This window comes from Moheibacter stercoris, assembly GCF_040545805.1.
Taxonomy (GTDB): Bacteria; Bacteroidota; Bacteroidia; order Flavobacteriales; family Weeksellaceae; genus Moheibacter; species Moheibacter stercoris.
Genome location: NZ_JBEPMO010000001.1, coordinates 1 through 19,967 on the forward strand (window position 1 = coordinate 1; position 19,967 = coordinate 19,967).

Below are 19,967 nucleotides of genomic sequence, written 5' to 3' on the forward strand. Positions count from 1 at the left end.
AAACCAGCCAAAATTCCAGTTTTTTTTACCGTTTAGAAAAAATGATCAGTTTTTAAGCTAGAAAAATGAAATTTTAATATCCAAGAAGCAAAAAAAAAAATATTAAGCATAAAAAAGAGACTGTCTTTTGAGACAGCCTCTTTTCTTTTGAGCGGGAGACGGGACTCGAACCCGCAACATTCAGCTTGGAAGGCTGAAGCTCTACCAATTGAGCTACTCCCGCGGTCGTATTGTTTGATAATTCAGCTTGGAATCCGCCGCGGCGGACTACGAATTGAACTACTTCCGCGATTTTATCAATTTTGTGGTTCAGCTTGGATCCGACGTGGCGGACTACCAATTGAGCTACTCCCGCAATTGATGGTGCAAATATAAAGGGGAAAATCGCTTTCTTCAAAATTCTTGACGCTTTTTTTTTCAAAAAATTTACAATTGTCTTTTTAACAGAATTTAACGTTCGCAATCCGACCTTCACAATAAGTTTATAAGTAACTTTGTATTTCAAATTCTAAACTATGAATCATACACCCGTTGAAGGTTTTTCTAAAATGTCAAAAGAAGGAAAAATCGAATGGTTGGTCAACGAATATTTAAATGGCTCTGAACAAGCTATTCAAACCCTAAAACAATATTGGAATGAGGATTTAGAACTTCAACGTTTGCACGATGAGTTCTCAGAAAACACCCTTTCCAATTTTTATATGCCTTTTGGATTCGCCCCAAATTTTTTAATCGATGGCGAATTGATGTGCATCCCGATGGCGATTGAAGAAAGTTCAGTCGTTGCGGCAGCTTCCAAAGCTGCAAAATTTTGGATTGATCGCGGCGGATTTAAAACTCAAGTTTTGTCCAAAGTCAAATTGGGTCATGTTCATTTTATGTTTGAAGGAGACAAAGAAAAATTGGATCGATTCTTTCTAGAAACCCTTTTAGCAAAATTATTCAAGGACACAGATCCGATCACCAAAAACATGCAAGCGCGTGGTGGAGGGATTTTAAATTTAAAATTGGTCGATAAAACATCGGAAATCGAGAATTATTACCAAATTCATGCAGAATTTGACACCGTTGATTCCATGGGTGCCAACTTTATCAACTCTTGTTTGGAGCAATTTGCTCAGACTTTGAAAAGAGAAGTGTATGAGTCAGATGTATTTACCAATGAAGAAAAAGAATCGCTTCAAATTGTGATGTGTATTCTGTCTAACTTCACTCCTGAATGCATTGTAAGAGCAGAAGTTTCTTGCAAGGTTGAGGATTTAGCAGAAGGAAATGTTTCCTCAGAAGAATTTATCGAAAAATTTACGCGTGCGGTTCGCATTGCCGAAGTGGAACCTTATCGTGCTACGACTCATAACAAAGGAATCATGAACGGTGTCGACGCCGTTGTAATTGCTACAGGAAATGATTTCCGTGCGGTTGAGGCTTGTGCACATGCCTATGCATCCAAAGATGGTCGTTATAGTTCTTTGACTCATTGCGAAGTAAAAGAGGGTGTGTTCCGTTTTTGGTTAGATTTACCAATTGCTTTGGGAACCGTTGGAGGTTTAACTTCTTTGCATCCACTTGTGAAATTGGCTTTGCAAGTTTTAGGAAGTCCCAATGCAGAAAAATTGATGGGAATTGTCGCAGTAGCTGGTTTGGCGCAAAATTTCGCAGCCTTGCGTTCTTTGGTGACCACTGGGATTCAACAAGGGCATATGAAAATGCATTTGATGAACATCTTGAACCAATTGGAAGCAACCGATGAAGAGCGAGCTTATTTTGTCAATTATTTCAAAGACAAGACTGTTTCACATCATGCCGTAATTGATGAATTCTGTCGATTGAGAGGTGTAAATTCTGTAGAAGAATTGAAAAAGAATTAATTCAAATCATACAATCCAAAGTCTTTCAGCTTTCTAGTTGAAAGACTTTTTTATTCCATGCGCATCTGGTCCTTACATCCGAAATATTTAGACACCAAAGGTTTGGTAGCACTTTGGCGTGAAACTCTTTTGGCAAAACATGTTTTGGAAGGTAAAACCAAAGGGTATACCAATCACCCGCAATTGATCCGATTCAAAAAGGTTGAAAATCCGCAAGCAGCCATCCATCAATATTTAGCTGAAATTTTGGAGGAAGCAAAAATTCGCGGATATACGTTCGATTCGAACAAAATCAATTTCGACTTCACTCCTATTCAAATTCCTGTCACAACTGGTCAATTGGAATATGAACGAGAACATTTGGCCAAAAAATTATCGATCCGCGATCCAGAAAAACTCCGAACTTTGCCAGAAACGAAATTGCTGGAAACAGTTTCTATATTTTATGTTGTTGAAGGGGAAATTGAATCATGGGAGATCATTTAATCGAAGAAAATTACCGTAAGGCCAAAGCCAAAGAAGCGGAACACAAGAAATTTTTAGGCAAAATTAAACAGAAACCGCCCAAGAATTTCGACCAAACCATGCAAGAAATTCACGATGAAGTTTTTGAGCGTGTGGATTGTCTATCATGTGCCAATTGTTGCAAAACTACAGGTCCACTTTTCACCCAAAAAGATATTGAGCGTTTGGCTGAGTTATTTCGAATAAAACCTTCTCAATTCATCGAGAAATATTTACGCATCGACGAAGACAATGATTATGTTTTGCAGTCTGTTCCATGTCCTTTTTTAGGAGCCGACAATTATTGCTCGGTGTACGAACATCGTCCGAAAGCTTGCCGTGAATATCCGCATACTGACCGCAAAAAATTCTATCAAATCAATCATTTGACGCTCAAAAATACGCTGATTTGTCCAGCTGCTTTTGAAGTTGTAGAGCAAATGCAAAAAACCTTCAAATAAAAATCTTCCTCGATTCCCAAGAGAACGGAGGAAGATTCGATTTGATAATGCATGAGGATCAAAAGGTCTAAAATCCTATGTTCAATCCGAATTGAAGCATTTTACGGTCGTCAAAAACATCGTCTTTAAAGAAAGAACTCAATTCTTGTCTCACATAAAAATTCCACCCCATGACGCTTAAGGTAAGTTGAGCACCATAAGCGAAATTGTTCAATTCGTAGTTGGATTTTTTGTCGCGGAAATCCAATTCGCCTCCATCGACAATGTTGTTGGTAGAAATTCTAAATCCACCATAGACATTTGCGCCAATGGCAAATCCGCCATCTGGATTGCGATAAGATTGTTCATTTTTGGTTTTCAATCCGTTAAAACTATATTTCAATCCAACGGGAACCATGATATAGGTAGAACGCAGTTTACTTTTGTCTAAATTTTGGGAATGTTGGACTAAATCAACCACACCATCATCATTTCGATTGATGTAATAATTGTCATCAAAACGAACGGTTCTCCACGAAAAATAAGCTCCGGTTTGAAACACCAAAGGACTTGTTTCAGAAAACTGTTTGTGGTATAGTAAACCTAAATCAATTCCGCTTGAATACCCCAAATGATCATTTAACTTTTCATTGTCTCCTTTCGGGAAATCAATCATTCCATAAGCCAAATATCCCGTTACTTCATTTTGGGCTTTGTATTTCCAATCGGAAGATTTTTTGATTTGTTCCTCTTTCAACGCCTCAATATCTGTATTGAGAATCGCATACTGAACTTGGTTTTTGGTAATTTCATCCAAATCAAAATTCAAATTTTCGATGTTGGTATTGATGGTTTCTGCAAAACGCAAGGAAATCGCTGCTTTTTGATTTTCTGCTTCCGTTTTGGTTATCGTTCCCTTGAACAATTGCTCATCTACAGCTGAAACTTCTTCTTGCATCGCCAATTTCCCATCGATGACAATTTGTCGAATTTGAACCGCATATTCTTCCACTTTTTCCTTTACAAAAGGACTTACTTGTTCTTCTACTTCTTCATTGGAATTGAAATCCCATGAAAATTTCTGTGCATTTGCGTGGTATCCTACAAGGCATAGCATTCCTAAGACGATGTATTTCTTCATCATATTCTATCGTTTTAATTGTTAGTTGAATTATTTATTGAAATCAATCAAAACCAGTCTAGAATTGGATTTTGATTGTTTGACTGCTTCGTTATTTTCGATGGAGTACAAAAGCATTTCAGGATCGACGAAATTGGCTTTTTTCTTCTCTTCTAGTTGTAGTTCTTCTTGATGTGCAAGTTCTGTTTGTGGCTCTGGTGAGATTTCTGTTATACTTGCTTTTTCCGAATCAAATTCTGGATTTTTTTCAGGATTTGAGACAATTTCCGTTTCAACAGATTCTAGATTTTTATGAGTACTTGATGGAACGTTCTCTGTATTTTTTGTTTCAATTTGTTTCTGTTGATGAACCGATGAATCAGCCAATAAATCTTCCTGAACTGGAATTGAACTTGTATTTTCCTGTTCTTGAACTGTTTGCAGAATCTCCTTGTTTTTGGTTTGTGTAGCAACAGATGGTGATTCTTTTGTTGAGAATGAATTCCAACCCCAATACAAACCTATAAAAAGTACAACTGAAGCAGCAATTGACATGGGGAACCAAACCTTCATTTTGCGAGTTTTGGAAGTCGAAACCTCTGGTTGAGCCATCATTTCTTGCAAACGTTCCCAAGCATTGTCCGAAACTGGGAGTTCACGATCTTCCAATTGATTTTTAACTATATGTTCGAATTTAGATTTCATTTGATCTGGTTTTTTGGTGAAGAACAATTTCTTTTAATTTGTTTTTGGCTCGTAACAATTGCGATTTTGAATTGGATTCAGAAATGGATAAAATTTCTGCTATTTCCTTGTGGGAATAGTCTTCCAAAACGAAAAGATTGAAAACCATCCGATACGAATCTGGCAATTGATCCAAAACTTCCTGAGCATCAAATCCGAAATCTATTTCCGTTTCATCATCGAGGGAATTGTTGGATTCAAATTCATCTACATAGACCATACTTTTGTTAAGTTTGATGAAATCCAAACATTCGTTGACCATAACTCTACGCATCCAACCTTCAAAACTTCCTTCTGATTTGAAACCATCGATATTTCGGAAAACTTTCACAAAACCTTTGAGCATACAGTCTTCGGCATGGTGAAAATCGGTCACATAGGATCTGCATACACTTAGCATTTTGCGGGAACATTGATCAAATAGTTCCTTTTGCGCTAAGGGATTTTGTTTGCGTAAATCTCTTACCAAATTTTCCAAGTTCTGCTTTTTATGAATCGATATAATTTTCAAAATTAAGCCTTCTACTTACTAAGACGATGGAAGTTGAAAAAAAGTTGCAGCCAACCAGATTTTTTTCTTAAAATAATTCGTAGCCATAAAAAAAACCCGCATAAATGCGGGCTTTTAAGCTGATTCAGATTGATTAATCGTTTAAATCTTCCTCGATATCTTTGTATTTATCTTCTGCCTTTTGGGTTACTTCATCAACCGTTTCATCCAATTTCGCGACATTTTCCGACACAACTTCTTTTACTTCTTCGACTTTTTCGTCCACTGCCTCTGCTAGATTTTCTGCTGCAACTTGGGTGTCTTCTACGATTTCGTCCGCTTTTTCCTCGATGGCATCAGATGTTTCTGCTGCAGTTTCTTTTGCCTCTTCAACCGTTTCCTCGATCGCAACCTCTGCTTCCTCGGCTTTTTCACTCACCACGTCTTTGGCTTCTTCCCATTTTTCCTTGGCTTTGTCCGAAATGTCTTCAGCTGTTTCCTTGGTTTCTTCCCAAGCATTTTCTGCCGAATCTTTTACATCTTCCCAAGCATCTTGTGCTTTTTCTTTGGCTTCAGCGGCCACTTCTTTGGCTTCATCCCAAACATTTGACGCTTTTTCCTTCAAGGTTGAAGCAGCTTCTCTGGCTTCATCTGCTAGTTTATTTCCTGTATCACGTAAGTCGTTTTTCACTTCAGATGCTTTTTCAGATGAGCCTCCGAATAGATTTTTCAAGAACGAACCTAATCCCATAGTTTTAATTTTTAATAGATTAATAAATAACTAATTTAATCGAAATGAAACAATTAACCAAACCTAAATTCTTTTAACGTCTTGGAATTTCGAAGAATTTTAGATTTTAATTACCTTCGTACAAATTCTTAGGAAATTGGATTCTCAAAAGACAACAAAGTTTGATGCAAAAGAATATGGTAAGTTTTCGCCTCTGATGCGGGATTACTTATCGCAGGATTCCAAAGTCAAAGAGTTTTACAATCTATTTCCCAATGAGGAGAATTTAGTTCAACAAGCAAAAGAAAAATTAAATGTTTATCAGAATAGAGAACTTCTTCACTCCTCTTTGACAAACCAATTATCGGGTTTAAAATTATCGGAAAAACAAAAGCAAAATTTGGATTTTCTTCAATTGTCCAATACGGTAACCATCACCACAGGACATCAATTGAATTTGCTTACAGGACCGCTGTATTTCTTTTACAAAATCCTTCAAACCATCAAATCTTGTGAGCATTTAAATCAACAACATCCAGAAATTCATTTTGTTCCCATTTTTTGGATGGCGACAGAAGATCATGATTTTGAAGAAATCAATCATTTTTTCTATCAAAACCAAAAATTTCAATGGAACCGACCATCTGAAGGAGCGGTTGGACGAATGAATTTGGATGGAATTCAGGAAGTTTTCGAAGTGTTTGGCCAATGTTTACCCGATTCAAAAAATGCAAAAGAATTACAAGAACTCATATCCGATTCCTATTTGAATTCATCCAGTTTAACCGAAGCTACGCGTAAATTGGTGCAAGCTCTTTTTGCAGATTATGGTTTGTTGATGATTGATGGAGACGATTCAGCCTTGAAAAAATGCATGATTTCAAGTTTTGAAGAGGATTTGACTCAACATACAGCCTTTCAAAAGATCAATGAAACCATTGAGAAATTTCAAGAATTGGGATATGATGCGCAAGTAAATCCAAGAGAAATTAATTTATTTTATGTTGAGAAATCTTCTCAACGTGAACGAATCGTTCTAGAAGAAAACAAGTACAAAGTTCTTAACGCTAATTTGGAATTTAGTCAAGAGGAAATTTTGAGCGAATTGAGAAATCATCCTGAAAACTTCAGTCCCAATGTGGTTTTAAGACCATTGTATCAAGAAACCATTTTACCCAATATTGCCTATATCGGTGGAACTGGCGAAATGGCATATTGGTTGGAATTGAAATCATTTTTTGATTCACAAAACATCCCTTTTCCAATATTATTAGTCCGAAATTCAGTATTGCTTTTATCTGAAAAACAAAAAAGGAAATTGGAAAATCTGAACATTTCTTATCAGGATTTATTTTTGCCTTTGTACCAATTGGTCAATCAAAATATTGAACAAAATTCAGAAGTTTCCATTGATTTCGAATCCTATCAAGAAACTTTGGAAAAGATGTTTTTGGAACTTGAAGAAAAAGCTACTCAAACCGATCTTAGTTTTTCCAAAATGGTAAAAGCCCAACAAAAAAAGCAATTGGCGGGATTGGAAAAAATGAAAAATCGCTTGACAAAAGCCGAAAAAAGAAAACAAGCGGAACGAGTAGAACGTATTGAAATCTTGTATGCTGAACTTTTCCCGAATGGAAATTTACAAGAACGAATTTCCAACTTTTCGGAATTTTATGTCGAGTATGGCGTTGAATTTGTAAATGAAATCTACCAAACGATTGAACCGATTGATTTTCGGTTTTCGATAAAAACATTACCTTAACAGAAAGAATTGTATTTTTGCCTTTAAATTTCGAACCGATGAATAAGACCATTTGGGTATTAATTTTCGCTATTTTAGGAGGACTTTCGTTCGCCCAAGAAAAAAAACACACCGTTCAAGCCAAAGAAACTGTGTATGGAATTTCCAAGGAATATGGAATTTCACAAGACGACTTAAAAAAAGCCAATCCCTTTTTAAATGATCGCGGATTGAATATTGGAGATGTATTGATCATTCCTTCAAAAAACGGATCGGATGGTCAAATTAAAACGACTGTCACGCCCGTAAATTCAACGGAAGTAGGAGAAGTAATCATCCCAAAAGAAGATGATAATTTCATTTACTACCAAGTGAAGCCCAAACAAACGATGTATTCATTGACCAAAGAATTTGGTTTAACTGAATCGGCTTTGAAAAGCTTAAATCCACAATTGGAACAAGGTTTAAAAGCTGGCGATATCATCAGAATCCCAAAGAAACAAACGGAAACCAAAACAGAAGTTATGGTACCTGACGGAATGCATTTGGTGCAACGTGGTGAAACCATTTTTTCGTTGGTAAAACAATTTGGGGTGACGGAAGATGAATTTTACATTGCCAATCCAGCCGTTCAAACCAATGGTTTGAAAGTGGGAGATTTCATTCATATTCCGAAAAAAGGTTCGAACAAAGCAACAATTCAAGATGGATTTATTGAGCACAAAGTTTCGGCTGGTGAAACCATTTATTCCATCACCAAATTATACAAAGTTTCTTTTGCAGATATTTTAAAATTAAATCCTCAATTAAGTGAAGGTTTAAAAGTAGGGATGACGTTGAGAATTCCCTTACAAGATGATGCAAACATTGTAAAGGCGCCTGGGAAAATCAAACGAATTGACGACAACAAAATCAATTTAGCAATTCTTTTCCCTTTTCATTTAGACAATCCATCGGGAAGTAAAACCGAAAAAGATATCTCAACCGATTTATTGATTGGTGCAAAAATGGCTTTGGATTCCTTGGCTCGTCAAGGCAAGAAAATTGAGTTGACTGTAATGGACACAGAGAACAAAGCGACTGTTTTGGAATCTTTGTTAACTACAACCGATTTTTCAAAATTTGATGCGGTAATAGGTCCTTTGTTTGCGTCTAATTTCAAATCATTTGCATCCATGATGACAGGATCTGGAATTCCAGTCGTTTCACCATTGAGTAATGCAGACGATTTAAAAGAATATGAAAATGTGATCATTTCGACTCCACCTGATTCTTCTTTGGCAGATGCCATTGTGGAGGAAATTAAATCGAATTACAAAGGAGAAAATATTCAGATTTTAACCGATGATCGCGATGAAAAATTGGCCAATTATTTTTCAGATGAATTGAAAAAGAAATTGAACAATCCTAGTATCACCATTACCAAAGATGTCAACAAATTGGTTCAAAAATCCGAAACTTTGGATGAAAAATTGAGCGATGGAACAACAGTTAAAAAAGAATATTTCACGCCCACTATTACTGTTTTAGTATCTGGAAATAACGCATTGGGTGAGAATTATGTGAAAAAATTAAAAACCTTCAATGCTGAAAACTTGTCGGCGTATGGCGTTAAATTCACCAATTCCTACGACATCTACAACGACAAAAACAAAAACAACATAGCGTCCTTGAAAAGGATTGGGTTTGTATTCAGCACCGTCCATTTGATCAATGTATATGGAGCTGGAGAACGCAATACCTTGGAAAAATTCATGGATATTTATTGTTTAACGCCCAACGAATACCAACAAACAGGATTCAACGTTGTCTATGATTTGGTCGATCGTATGAATTCAAAAGGTGATGTATTGAATGCTTTGGGAGCTGAGAAAACAAGACTTTCTTCTAAATTCCAATATGAAAAAGAAGGAAAAGCCTATGTGAACAAATCGGTACGAATTGTACGTTTATTTGTTCAACAAGACGAATCACCTGATGATGATGGTTCGATAAAAGATTAAGGTTTAAATCAAACAATATAGAATGCAGACTTTAGGGTCTGCATTTTTTTTACGAAATAGTAAAAAAATTAGGTAGTTAGAAATATCCGTTTCAAACATTTATCTAGTCTGATTGTCAAGTCTATTTTCGTTTAAAAACCCGCAAAACCACCCCCACAACTACTTGACTAATAATTTTTTAACATTCTTTTTCTGGGATTTCTCATTCAGTTTTTCTATCTTCACAAAAGATATTATTTATTATTTACTAGGTATTTTTATTTATTAACCTTAAAACTTTTACTAACATGTCATTTAAAGCAAAATTCAAAGTTGCTGGTAAGGAACGTAATATTCTTCACGTTCATTACGGACTCAAACAAGAGACTGACGCAACAGGTCGCCCATCGACCATTTCTAGAGGTGGGAAAATCGAAATTACAGTGGAAGGTACAGGTGAAACCGATCTTTTTGAATGGATGACCAATTCATTTGAAAGAAAAGATGGGTCTATCGTCTACCTTAAACGCGACTCCGAAGCTACTCTAAAAGAAGTGAAATTCGAAGAAGCTTACATTGTCAATTACAAAGAGAATTTCAACTCGGAAGGTGACAATCCTTTGACCGAAACCTTTGTAATTTCTGCCCGTGCCATTGAATTGGGTACTGGAAAACACGTAAACGAATGGGTATAATTTTTTTATCATTTCGTTTATCATTAATCTAATTTTAACTTTTTAAATCTAATTATTATGTCATTTAAAGCAAAACTGGTTGTTGCCGGTAAAGAATATAACGTCCTTAACATTAACTATGGTTTGTTCCAAGAAACAGACGCGACGGGACGTCCATCTACGGTTACACGTGGTGGAAAAATCGAAGTCATGATCGAAGGAACGGGTAATACCGAACTTTTCGAGTGGATGACCAATTCCTTCGAAAGAAAAGATGGTAGCGTGAAGTTCTTCAAACGCGATTCGGAAGCGACTTTGAAAGAATTGAAATTCACAGAAGGATATTTGGTTAAACACAAAGAAAACTTTGATGCTTCTGGTCGTAATCCCCTAACGGAAACTTTTACTATTTCTGCTCGTAAGATTGAAATGGGAACAGGTGTTTATGAAAACGAATGGGTGTAAAACCTATTCTTAATCAGAAAATACCTACATAATAAATCAAATGCCGTTAGAAGCTGTTTTTCGCATCCCTTTTAGCGGCATTTTTGCTTAAAAAAACACTTACTTAAAACCCTAAAAACATATGTCTTTCTTAGCCAAATTAGAAATAGACGGAGAATCTTACAATGTCCTAGAATGCAATCTTTCTTTGCATCAGTCCATTGACAACAGCGGAAAACCTTCTGCTGAACCCCAAGGAGGAATTGTCAATCTGGTCATTGAGTCTACCGCTAGCCCCGATTTCTTTCGTTGGATGATTTCCAATACCGAAACAAAAGATGGTGAAGTTATCTTTTTTAGACGCGACGCCATTTCAAAAATGCGTGACCTTAAGTTTGAAAAAGCTTATTGCATCGGATACAATGAAACGTTTTTAAATGCCAATAGTATCCCTATGCAGATTCAATTAGTGCTTTCTGCCAAAAATATTTCTATGAATGGTGTCTCTTTCAAACGAAATTGGCCCGTGGAAATTTAAATTATAATAAAAGATATGAACGAATTAGATTATAATATATTTATTGGATTGAGCTTGCATTTTGGTGGAGGAAAACCTGCACATTGGAGCGGAACTGCTGGAGTTGGCATGAGTTATAAAATCCAAAAAAATGATGGTTTTGGAGCCCAATTCAACGCAAATGCTGCAGTCAATTTTTACAACGGAGGTTTTGGTGCGCTTTCTTCTGGAAACAAACTGCATATTGATCAGGTTTACTCCGCTGGGGTAACCTTGGGTAGCGGTCGTGGTGAGCCTATGACGATTTATCCATTGCATTTGGATTCAGGTTCAGGAATGGTTGATCATTTTAAATATTCGGGAAGTATTGGAACCAATATCATTCGAAACAATAGTGGCCGTAACCAACAAGTTGGATTTACACAATTAAGAGCTTTCAGTGGAAGCTTCAGCTTTTACAATGATTTTGGCGGATTTCAGAAAATCGGAATTGCTGACGGATATGACCGTTGGTGGACAGGTGGCGGAAATTTAACCATCGGATCTCGAAATAGTGAATTTCAACTTGTCATTGGTAGTGATGTTTTCACAGCTGACACGAATAGTCAAATCCGATATGGAGATAATCAAAATGACGAAACAAAAGCCTATATTTTTGATCAATTGGAAGAAAATAATCCACGTCCTGGAGGAATTTTCAACAAGGAAACCTATTCATACTCTCCAAATTTTGCAGGTGAACTAAACCAGGACTATTTGACAAGGTATCGAAAAGGAACAATTTTTAATCAAAATGCCCATTCATTTGATTTGAATCAAGGTAGAACTTCTTTTCGTTTAAATACTCCTTATGGTCAATTTGGAGCCAATCGAATGGGACAATCCAGTATGATCAGTCAAGATTTAATTCATCGAATGATTAATTTTCATTTGATTCCTTCCACTCGACCGAACAGTTGGGAATTTCAATTTAAAAATCAACCAAATTTTGGAAATTAAGGATGAAATGGTCTCAAATCATATCACTTATTGGGCTTGGAGGATTGGCGTCTTGTCATGCTCCATTATTACTAACAGAACTTAGTCCTGAAACAAAACCTTTAGAAAAGTACAAATTATATAATCCTAATTTCGAATTGGCTGAAACATCTGCATTGCGTATTGATGGTTTCTATTTCAGTAAAGGAGAAGAAAGAAAAGTTCCTTTTAGTCTAAAACAATATCAAGAGGCAAAAAAAAACAACAATCCACCAGCTGGATTTGAATTATCAGAATTATCCATTACAAAAGATACCATTCTTATTGTTTACAACATCTATACGTTACAATTTTTTAAAAATGGAACTTATTCAAGCCGTGTGTATACAAATAAAACCATAGAAGAAATATACATTGACAAAAAGCAATTAAATGAAACAATCGGCAACAGTGTTTATAAACTAGATGAAAATCAAATTAATTATGAATTTTATTCTAAAATGTCAGGATTCAACTATGCCCAAGGAAAAGTAACTCAAGACAGTGTTACTTTCGGAAATAGTGATCCCTACCAATTTACACAATTCTAACCTAAAAACCTAAAATATGTCCATCTCAACCCTAACCAGTATCACGATTGACAACCAACCCCTATTAAAATTCAATCGCTTGGTGATTGAACAAAAAGTAAACGGTCACCATAAATTTTCGATTGTTCACCACGTCTCCTACGATTTACTTTCTTCAGCTTTGGAGAAAGCCAAATCTTATGTCGGAGCAAAAGTCTTGATCACCATCAAACCCGTTCAATTTGGAACTGGAAATGAACTTCAGTTTCGGGGAATTGTCTCCGAAGTCAAACTCATCCGTGCCAATGGTTCAGCCGGTGGAATTCTCATCAATGGCTTCTCTCCTACTTTCCAAATGGAAGGATTGCCCGACACGATGTCTTTTAACGATCAATCGGTCAAGGAAATTGCCGAACAAATCATTTCCCGATATCCGTCTGACCGACTGGAACCACAAATTGAAATCGAGAATGACGAGGTTAATCCTTTTGTAGTTCAATACAAGGAAAGTGATTTTCAGTTTCTTTCTCGAATTGCTCAGAAAAAAGGATTATGGTTTTACTACAACGGACGTGAATTGGTTTTAGGTAAACCCAAATCGAAAAACATTACACTCAAATACGGAGAAAATCTTTCCTCTTTCAATCTGGAAATGCGCACCAAACCCGTGAACTTTAGTTTTATGGGTTATGACCCATCGGCTGCTAGCAATGGTTCGGTGAGCTCTGGTTCCGTGAATTATTCGTCTAATTCTTTGGGCGAATTCTTGTACGAACATTCCAAAAAGTTTTATCCGGCCGAAGCTCAAATGCTGTACAACAACCCGATCAATAAAGGTTCGGTCGACGAGCATTTGAACAAACGTACCGAAACCCAACTCTTAAGTCAAAGTTCCGATTTGCTGACCTTGACTGGAAATTCCGATCATCCAGCCATTCGTGTCGGTGATGTCGTAGAAGTAGTCGATCCAGGATTTTCGGTAAACTCGTTGGATGTATTGAAAATTCAGGAACAGAATTATGGAAAATACCTGATTACCGATATCATTCATATCTGCGACGAAGCAGGAAACTATTCGAACGAATTTCAAGGAATTACTGCCGATAGTACACTTCCACCCTATGGAAATGTACACAACATTCCCATAGCAGAAACCCAACCCGCTGTAGTAGTCGATAACAATGACCCCGCAGGAATTGGGCGTGTTCAAGTCCAATTTCCTTGGCAACAGAGAAATAATTCCATTTCGCCTTGGATTCGCTTGATTCAACCACATTCGGGTGGTGGAAAAGGATTTTATTTCGTTCCAGAAATCGGTGAAGAAGTATTGGTCGGATTCGAAAGTGGAAATGCCGAAAAACCCTATGTGATGGGAACGCAGTATAATGGAGCGGAATCAAGTGGGTATCATACATCGGGCAATGATAAAAAAGTCATTCATACGCGTTCAGGAACCAAAGTGATTTTGAATGATGCCGAAGGATCTGTCTTTATCGAAGACCCGAGCGGAAATACATGGCTCATGGACGGACAGGGAAATATCAATGTCAATGCGCCGAATGATATTTCCATCAATGCAGGAAAGAACATCAGTATTTCTGCCGGTCAAAATATCATGACTACGGCAGGAGAAAATTTAACCGAAACTGCGGGTATAAATATAGTACAATCGGCAACGGCAGATTACTCTTTAATGGCAACGAATATTTTGGAGATTGCAAGTGAAGGAAGAACGTCCAATGCGCAAAACATTAAAGAACAGGCTCTGGGAATAGAAATGCAATCGACGAAGGAAGATGTCAATGTTTTGGCAAAAAATGTCGCCAATACAAAAAGTGGTGAATACGGAACCGGACATTAATTATAGTAAGTATGGCATCAGAAGGAGGAAATATAATTAGAATAATTGGCGGGAAATCTGAATGGATTTCAGAAAAAGATTTCAATATCATTGCAACTGAGGGAGATGTGAGTCTTTCGTCACCAACCAAAGTAAACATTGAAGGTTTACAAGGTGGACAGAAGTTTGGGGTATATGATTATATAAAAGACCCCTTTATAGGAAATGCTTTTATACCTATTGTCCTAATTGACGATTCAACAAATAATGATTATGAAGTTATAAAGCAAAAAGAACAATGGGATGAAAATTTAGATGAAGAATAAAAAAGCCGAAAATAAATAATATAAAGTTTAAGGTTTCTGATAAAAAGAAAATAAAAATTAAATTTCAATTATAAAAAGGAAATAGAAAAGCGAATGATAGTGACGGTGGAAATATAAGTGTAAGTTTATTTGACAAAAACAAAAAACTTATAACAAAAAACTTACTCATTAAAGATATCAAACACAGAGAAAGTTTTGAATTTGAATGGGATACGACAAAAGGAATATCTCAAATTCAATTTTATGCGGATGATAATGATAAATACTTCGATGGTGGAGTTTCCAATGTTCGTTGTGGTGTTTATAAATTATATATTGAGGAAGATAAAGAATGTGAATGCTTAAAATTTAAATTAAATGATGGATTTATTTCTGACCCAGAAATAGAGATTTTAAAAAAAGGAAGCACTCCACTCATAGATAAAGATGTTAAAATAATTGTATTGCATAGAACGCATTACAATTTAAAAAATGATGTTAAAAATTTAATAATAAATAATAAATACCCGGTACATTTTTGGGTTAATGGTGATGGGAAAATTTATCAACAAACTAGTTTAAATAATCAATCATATCATATAGGAGTTGCGCAAAAATCACATACAAAAAGTAATAAATGGGGAAATAACAATTCAATTTCTATAGAAGTCAATGGAGAATATTTTGATAAAAATGGAAAAAGAGCTAATCAAGAAGTGGTTGGTGGATATTGGGAAAAGCCTACTGAACATCAGTCAAAATCTGTAGCTTGTTTGGTGTGTTTCTTAATGAAACACTACAATCTTCCAATTGAAAAAGTTCAAGTACATGAAGATTTATGTGTAAAAACAAAAGGGGAAGGTAGAACAGTGTATGATGCTATGTTGCCCTATTTAAAATTAAAAAAATGATTTATGAAATTATTTTCAAAATACTTTTTATTTATATTTCTATTATTTATTAATTGGATAACTCTTTCTTGTAAAGAGAACCAGTTAAATTCTAGTAATAATTTTATATCTCAAAGATCCGAATTAACAATTTACGACACCATTGAATTCCCAAATATCTATCACATACCATCCTTACAAGAGTTAACATTAAAATCGTCAATTTTAAGTAAGGAAGCATTTGGAATTCATGAGGATGAAATCAGATTTATCACAGGAGATATTATAATTTTATCAATAGAAAAAAAATTAATTTACATTGAGTTACTTGCGAAAACAACCGAAGATAATTCTAATTATATTCAATTGATATCACAAAATTTAAATGATAATAAATTTGAAATTATAAAGAAGTGGGAAATAAACAATTCAAATGGCGAAATAGTAAATTTAAAGGATTTCTTTCATGAAAATTTCGAGAAAATTTCACTTATTTTAAAGAATGAAAATTCAATATTTCTCTCAAAGAATTTAGAATTTAAGGATTATAGTCAGATTCAAAATATTATTTTAACTGAGAAGTTTGAAGAACATAAAGACGAAATGAATGATTTGAAAATCATAAGTCAACTAATTATTAAGTCAAATCAACCACAACCCCTTAATTTAAGTGAATTATCTCAAAATCAAATCTGTCCAAATTGTGATAGCCTACTTATATATAAATCTGATTTCTTAGGAGAGTTAATTTCTACGGAAAAAGAATTAAGAATATTAATAATCGGCATTCTTGAACATATTAACCACTCTCCAAGCGCATTACAAATTAGATTAATTAATTTAAATTCAATTAAAAAATAATTCCTCAACAAATTTATTATATCGAATCTCCAAAAACAACATCAAAGCGATTCATACCCGAAGCGGTCATATTCTGAAGTTCACAGAAGATGAAAGCATTATCATCACCGATAAATCAGGTAATGAAATCCACCTCGATACAACGGGAAGTAATATCAACATTACAGCACCAGAGACGATGACTTTAAACGCTAAAAATATGTTTTTAAATGTGGGTGAGAATCTCACAACTACTGTCGGCATGAATAATACTGAAAGTGTAGGAATGGTCAAAACTACTTCTGTTGCTGGAGATGCCAATTTGATGGTTACAGGAAAACTCATGGAAATTATTGATGGGGATGTTCACAGCGAGTCAAAACAAAACAGACAAGAAATAGCGCAGGAAGATATGCAATTCCAATCATCTAAAAATATTGATAATCATTCTCAAACTATTGTTACGAATAATAGTGGTGAGTATGGTATAGGTCATTAACTTAAAAAATCATTATGAGTAAGATAAGAATAGTAGGCGGAAAGTATACGAAGATAACCGGAGGAACTCATGAGATTTATGGAAAAAGAATTGACTATATAGCTCAACAAAAGGTAAGGAATGATGGTGTACAAGGAGGGGTTCACAATACGAATAATCCAAAGTCTCCTCCTGTAAAAGAAAATACATTTCTGATAGAAGGGAAATGGACTGATACACAAGACAAAGAAATTACACGCACACGAGTAGGTAATACTGTTCGATTTCATATACAAACCAAAGGAATTCCCGAAGGTGGAAAAGTAGCTATACAAATGAAAGATTATGACGGAACCGTATATCTCATGTATGGTTTTCTTCCAGTAAAACTGTATGATGAAATAGGCATCGTAACCACAAACAAAGAAACTGGAGCGAGTACCCCATTTACACATTTGACGGTGGATAAAGAAGGAAAAGCTGTCCTAACTTTAAACCTGGATGAAAATTTGCATCCGATGATTGCAGATGACACAGGGGCATTTATAGAATTATATGTAACTTGTAGATATCTGAATGAAAAAATAGATTTACCTACGAGTAAAAATAAATATCTAGAAGTAGGATTTTCTGAGAAAACTCTTTTTATAAAACCAGCCGTAAAAGAGGGAAATTACCCATTACCGGAAATATATTCACATAAGGGGGAAATCATTTCTTATATAATTAACCAGAAAGAAAAAAACATAGGATCACAATTTGGCATTCTCAAAATAAAAACTACAGAACATTTTAGTAAAATGAGTGATGTCGATGCTGTTAAAAAAACAATTTACACAGAAGGAATCGACATTAGTACCGGAAAAACAGAATTTAAACATTTTCATATTGAAGAAATTCAAAATCTTTACTATTCCAAAATAGAAATACAAGAAGGAAATATATTTGTAGATGAAGAACTCAGAAAAGTAAACAAAATTGACAAAGACACTTACTTAGCCTATGAGACTAAAAATAAAATTATACGCATAGGACAAGATGCATCTAAACTTATTGACAACTATATGTTGTTATCTGATATGAAAGAAATGATTCCTGCTTTGAGTTCAAATGATCAGTTCAACAAACCCTCATTATCAAGTTTTATGTTTTTTCTGCCCCCAGCGATAAGTGTAGGTTTTACTGTTTTAGAATATATAGCCACAGATATGCTCAGAGATTTTGATGAATGGTATGAGGAAGCAAAACAACTCATGTTAGAAAATGCTAAAATGAGCGGACTCACACAAGTTAGAAATTTATTGCATATGCGAAAAAATACTGATTTTAAAGATTATAGATTATTACAAGATGTGCCACATTACCATTGAAAAACTTTTAAAGGGAGAAATAAAAACATATTTTGAATTAGATAAAATTAATTTGGAAGATGATTTAAAATTACAAGAAGATTTTTATTCAGAAAAGGAAATTAATCAAACTAGATATTCTATTCTTATAAAAGAACAATATGACAATCAAAGATAGGATTATATATTTTTAGTCGAAAGCTAATAATTCAATAATTATGAAATATTCATTCTATATTTTACTTTTTTATTTAGTAAGTTGTAAAGGACAAGACATAGTTAATTTTATTGAAGTTAAAAGTGATAACTATAGTCAAATTGAAATACAAAAACAAAAAAACAACTCGGATAGTTTAGCTGTTATTTTCAGTATTCCTAAATCTTATTTAATTTCCACAAATAAGAATATTAAACCAATTCATTTGACTTACTATAAAGATTTAAATAATAATGAAAAAAGTGGACATATTGAGAAAAATGATAGTATCAATATAAAAGATACTATAGATGTAAACATTAAATATTTATATCTAATAAATTTTAAAGATTTCAATGAATTAACAAATCAAAAGTTTAGTAATGAAAATTCATTTTATAAAATAATAAATAACAAAAAACTATATGATTTATTAAAAGAGTATAAAAATGACGAAATAGTTTTTAAATACTATTATTTAGATAATCCCCAAGAAATTCAGGTGCTTTCCGCCTCTGTAAATTTAGAATAATAATAATAATAATAATAGATAATGACATTTTTCTTCTACAATATATAGCCACAAATATGCTCAGGGAGTTTGATGAGTTGTTTTAAGAATCTTTACAACATCTGCTAGAAAACAATTAAATGAGTGGACTCACACAAGTTAGAAATTTATTGCATATGCGAAAAAATACTGATTTTAAAGATTATAGGTTTATCGAGGATATAGCAATGTCAGTTATAAATGATTTATTGAGAGGTAAAATTATCACTTTAAGAAAACTAGAAGAAGAAAAATTCAAGATATTAGAATATAACTATGTAAATATAATTGTTTTTTAATTTATAAATGGATAAAAGACGAAAATAAAGATGATGAAATAGCTTTAGTAGAAACAATAATAATTCAAGATTAATGAGAGCTTTTATGAAAATTCTAATATGCCTTCTATTTTTTTCTTGTTCCAAACAAGTGAAAATACAAAGGATTTACGATAATAATTACGACACATCTAAAGTTGTTTTTCCTTATTCAATTGACAATAATAAATTAGATAGTATATATATATATTCCCCAATATCATTTAACCTGATAAATAGTTTAAATTCAAATATGAAATTCGAGTCCTTTACTCAAAATAAAAATCAGACTCATAATGATTTTATTGTAAATAATAAATTTTATAGGACATCTGATATTAAAATCCATGAAATTAATTTTTCTCCAAAATCAGAGAATAAGATTATTATTTATCTAAAAT

General features: G+C 34.2%; 23 protein-coding genes and 1 tRNA gene. 19 read left to right on the plus strand and 5 right to left on the minus strand.

Going from position 1 to position 19,967, the window contains the following annotated elements:
* Positions 1-150: 150 nt before the first annotated feature.
* Positions 151-223 (minus strand) — tRNA-Gly (locus ABID46_RS00005).
* A gap of 292 nt (positions 224-515) precedes the next feature.
* Between ABID46_RS00005 and ABID46_RS00010 the strand changes: the two genes are divergently transcribed.
* The 3 genes from ABID46_RS00010 to ABID46_RS00020 are packed head-to-tail and all read left to right on the plus strand — an operon-like array spanning position 516 to position 2,833.
* Entirely contained in the window at positions 516-1,868 is a 1,353-nt protein-coding gene (locus ABID46_RS00010; RefSeq protein ID WP_354505321.1) for a hydroxymethylglutaryl-CoA reductase, degradative, read from the plus strand.
* A 57-nt stretch (positions 1,869-1,925) separates the two neighbouring features.
* Complete coding sequence (locus tag ABID46_RS00015) at positions 1,926-2,354, plus strand: pyrimidine dimer DNA glycosylase/endonuclease V (protein WP_354505324.1); 429 nt, start codon at positions 1,926-1,928, stop codon at positions 2,352-2,354.
* Positions 2,339-2,833, plus strand: a complete 495-nt coding sequence (locus ABID46_RS00020) for a YkgJ family cysteine cluster protein (RefSeq protein ID WP_354505327.1) — start codon at positions 2,339-2,341, stop codon at positions 2,831-2,833. Before ABID46_RS00015 ends, ABID46_RS00020 begins: the two co-directional genes overlap by 16 nt.
* 67 nt (positions 2,834-2,900) lie before the next feature.
* Here the strand turns inward: ABID46_RS00020 and ABID46_RS00025 are convergent, their stop codons facing one another.
* The 4 genes from ABID46_RS00025 to ABID46_RS00040 all read right to left on the minus strand — a co-directional run bounded on the left by ABID46_RS00025 (position 2,901) and on the right by ABID46_RS00040 (position 5,917).
* Positions 2,901-3,956: an outer membrane beta-barrel protein gene (locus tag ABID46_RS00025; protein WP_354505330.1), complete on the minus strand. Its 1,056-nt coding sequence runs from the start codon at positions 3,954-3,956 to the stop codon at positions 2,901-2,903.
* Between the two features lie 27 nt (positions 3,957-3,983).
* Positions 3,984-4,637: a hypothetical protein gene (locus tag ABID46_RS00030; RefSeq protein WP_354505333.1), complete on the minus strand. Its 654-nt coding sequence runs from the start codon at positions 4,635-4,637 to the stop codon at positions 3,984-3,986.
* Complete coding sequence (locus tag ABID46_RS00035) at positions 4,627-5,187, minus strand: RNA polymerase sigma factor (protein WP_354505336.1); 561 nt, start codon at positions 5,185-5,187, stop codon at positions 4,627-4,629. Before ABID46_RS00035 ends, ABID46_RS00030 begins: the two co-directional genes overlap by 11 nt.
* A gap of 133 nt (positions 5,188-5,320) precedes the next feature.
* Positions 5,321-5,917, minus strand: a complete 597-nt coding sequence (locus tag ABID46_RS00040) for a hypothetical protein (protein ID WP_354505339.1) — start codon at positions 5,915-5,917, stop codon at positions 5,321-5,323.
* A gap of 136 nt (positions 5,918-6,053) precedes the next feature.
* Between ABID46_RS00040 and bshC the strand changes: the two genes are divergently transcribed.
* The 16 genes from bshC (at position 6,054) to ABID46_RS00120 (ending at position 19,548) form a co-directional block, all read left to right on the plus strand.
* Positions 6,054-7,658, plus strand: coding sequence for a bacillithiol biosynthesis cysteine-adding enzyme BshC (bshC, locus tag ABID46_RS00045; RefSeq protein WP_354505341.1), 1,605 nt, complete (start codon positions 6,054-6,056; stop codon positions 7,656-7,658).
* Between the two features lie 38 nt (positions 7,659-7,696).
* Positions 7,697-9,640 (plus strand): amino acid ABC transporter substrate-binding protein, encoded by a 1,944-nt coding sequence (locus ABID46_RS00050; protein ID WP_354505344.1) that lies wholly within the window; start codon positions 7,697-7,699, stop codon positions 9,638-9,640.
* 287 nt (positions 9,641-9,927) lie between these two features.
* Positions 9,928-10,314 carry a type VI secretion system tube protein TssD gene (gene tssD, locus ABID46_RS00055; protein ID WP_354505347.1) on the plus strand — a complete coding sequence of 129 codons (387 nt, stop codon included), beginning with the start codon at positions 9,928-9,930 and terminating at the stop codon, positions 10,312-10,314.
* Between the two features lie 57 nt (positions 10,315-10,371).
* On the plus strand, positions 10,372-10,758 hold the full coding sequence (tssD, locus tag ABID46_RS00060) for a type VI secretion system tube protein TssD (protein WP_354505350.1): 387 nt from the start codon (positions 10,372-10,374) through the stop codon (positions 10,756-10,758).
* Between the two features lie 121 nt (positions 10,759-10,879).
* Complete coding sequence (gene tssD / locus ABID46_RS00065; protein ID WP_354505353.1) at positions 10,880-11,275, plus strand: type VI secretion system tube protein TssD; 396 nt, start codon at positions 10,880-10,882, stop codon at positions 11,273-11,275.
* A gap of 15 nt (positions 11,276-11,290) precedes the next feature.
* Positions 11,291-12,253, plus strand: a complete 963-nt coding sequence (locus ABID46_RS00070) for a polymorphic toxin type 23 domain-containing protein (RefSeq protein WP_354505356.1) — start codon at positions 11,291-11,293, stop codon at positions 12,251-12,253.
* Between the two features lie 2 nt (positions 12,254-12,255).
* Positions 12,256-12,822, plus strand: coding sequence for a hypothetical protein (locus ABID46_RS00075; protein WP_354505359.1), 567 nt, complete (start codon positions 12,256-12,258; stop codon positions 12,820-12,822).
* 16 nt (positions 12,823-12,838) lie between these two features.
* Complete coding sequence (locus ABID46_RS00080; RefSeq protein WP_354505362.1) at positions 12,839-14,662, plus strand: type VI secretion system Vgr family protein; 1,824 nt, start codon at positions 12,839-12,841, stop codon at positions 14,660-14,662.
* Between the two features lie 11 nt (positions 14,663-14,673).
* Positions 14,674-14,967, plus strand: coding sequence for a hypothetical protein (locus tag ABID46_RS00085; RefSeq protein ID WP_354505365.1), 294 nt, complete (start codon positions 14,674-14,676; stop codon positions 14,965-14,967).
* A gap of 434 nt (positions 14,968-15,401) precedes the next feature.
* Entirely contained in the window at positions 15,402-15,857 is a 456-nt protein-coding gene (locus tag ABID46_RS00090) for an N-acetylmuramoyl-L-alanine amidase (RefSeq protein ID WP_354506382.1), read from the plus strand.
* Positions 15,858-15,860: 3 nt separating this feature from the next.
* Positions 15,861-16,697: a hypothetical protein gene (locus ABID46_RS00095; RefSeq protein WP_354505368.1), complete on the plus strand. Its 837-nt coding sequence runs from the start codon at positions 15,861-15,863 to the stop codon at positions 16,695-16,697.
* Between the two features lie 178 nt (positions 16,698-16,875).
* On the plus strand, positions 16,876-17,175 hold the full coding sequence (locus ABID46_RS00100) for a hypothetical protein (RefSeq protein WP_354505371.1): 300 nt from the start codon (positions 16,876-16,878) through the stop codon (positions 17,173-17,175).
* 14 nt (positions 17,176-17,189) lie between these two features.
* A complete protein-coding gene (locus ABID46_RS00105; RefSeq protein WP_354505374.1) occupies positions 17,190-18,524 on the plus strand; it encodes a hypothetical protein in 1,335 nt (444 codons plus the stop codon).
* Positions 18,505-18,681: a hypothetical protein gene (locus ABID46_RS00110; RefSeq protein ID WP_354505377.1), complete on the plus strand. Its 177-nt coding sequence runs from the start codon at positions 18,505-18,507 to the stop codon at positions 18,679-18,681. Before ABID46_RS00105 ends, ABID46_RS00110 begins: the two co-directional genes overlap by 20 nt.
* A gap of 40 nt (positions 18,682-18,721) precedes the next feature.
* Entirely contained in the window at positions 18,722-19,231 is a 510-nt protein-coding gene (locus ABID46_RS00115) for a hypothetical protein (protein WP_354505380.1), read from the plus strand.
* Positions 19,232-19,350: 119 nt separating this feature from the next.
* On the plus strand, positions 19,351-19,548 hold the full coding sequence (locus ABID46_RS00120; RefSeq protein WP_354505383.1) for a hypothetical protein: 198 nt from the start codon (positions 19,351-19,353) through the stop codon (positions 19,546-19,548).
* The last annotated feature ends 419 nt before the right edge of the window (positions 19,549-19,967 follow it).

Bases quoted from the DNA above. Each gene is read 5' to 3' on its own strand.
- ABID46_RS00120 (WP_354505383.1), top strand. From the start codon at position 19,351: ATGAGTGGACTCACACAAGTTAGAAATTTATTGCATATGCGAAAAAAT.
- ABID46_RS00105 (WP_354505374.1), top strand. From the start codon at position 17,190: ATGAGTAAGATAAGAATAGTAGGCGGAAAGTATACGAAGATAACCGGA.
- ABID46_RS00015 (WP_354505324.1), top strand. From the start codon at position 1,926: ATGCGCATCTGGTCCTTACATCCGAAATATTTAGACACCAAAGGTTTG.
- ABID46_RS00085 (WP_354505365.1), top strand. From the start codon at position 14,674: ATGGCATCAGAAGGAGGAAATATAATTAGAATAATTGGCGGGAAATCT.
- ABID46_RS00075 (WP_354505359.1), top strand. From the start codon at position 12,256: ATGAAATGGTCTCAAATCATATCACTTATTGGGCTTGGAGGATTGGCG.
- ABID46_RS00095 (WP_354505368.1), top strand. From the start codon at position 15,861: ATGAAATTATTTTCAAAATACTTTTTATTTATATTTCTATTATTTATT.
- ABID46_RS00020 (WP_354505327.1), top strand. From the start codon at position 2,339: ATGGGAGATCATTTAATCGAAGAAAATTACCGTAAGGCCAAAGCCAAA.
- ABID46_RS00030 (WP_354505333.1), bottom strand. From the start codon at position 4,637: ATGAAATCTAAATTCGAACATATAGTTAAAAATCAATTGGAAGATCGT.
- ABID46_RS00025 (WP_354505330.1), bottom strand. From the start codon at position 3,956: ATGATGAAGAAATACATCGTCTTAGGAATGCTATGCCTTGTAGGATAC.
- ABID46_RS00050 (WP_354505344.1), top strand. From the start codon at position 7,697: ATGAATAAGACCATTTGGGTATTAATTTTCGCTATTTTAGGAGGACTT.
- tssD (WP_354505350.1), top strand. From the start codon at position 10,372: ATGTCATTTAAAGCAAAACTGGTTGTTGCCGGTAAAGAATATAACGTC.
- ABID46_RS00010 (WP_354505321.1), top strand. From the start codon at position 516: ATGAATCATACACCCGTTGAAGGTTTTTCTAAAATGTCAAAAGAAGGA.
- ABID46_RS00080 (WP_354505362.1), top strand. From the start codon at position 12,839: ATGTCCATCTCAACCCTAACCAGTATCACGATTGACAACCAACCCCTA.
- ABID46_RS00100 (WP_354505371.1), top strand. From the start codon at position 16,876: ATGACTTTAAACGCTAAAAATATGTTTTTAAATGTGGGTGAGAATCTC.
- tssD (WP_354505347.1), top strand. From the start codon at position 9,928: ATGTCATTTAAAGCAAAATTCAAAGTTGCTGGTAAGGAACGTAATATT.
- ABID46_RS00115 (WP_354505380.1), top strand. From the start codon at position 18,722: ATGAAATATTCATTCTATATTTTACTTTTTTATTTAGTAAGTTGTAAA.
- ABID46_RS00110 (WP_354505377.1), top strand. From the start codon at position 18,505: ATGTGCCACATTACCATTGAAAAACTTTTAAAGGGAGAAATAAAAACA.
- ABID46_RS00040 (WP_354505339.1), bottom strand. From the start codon at position 5,917: ATGGGATTAGGTTCGTTCTTGAAAAATCTATTCGGAGGCTCATCTGAA.
- ABID46_RS00070 (WP_354505356.1), top strand. From the start codon at position 11,291: ATGAACGAATTAGATTATAATATATTTATTGGATTGAGCTTGCATTTT.
- tssD (WP_354505353.1), top strand. From the start codon at position 10,880: ATGTCTTTCTTAGCCAAATTAGAAATAGACGGAGAATCTTACAATGTC.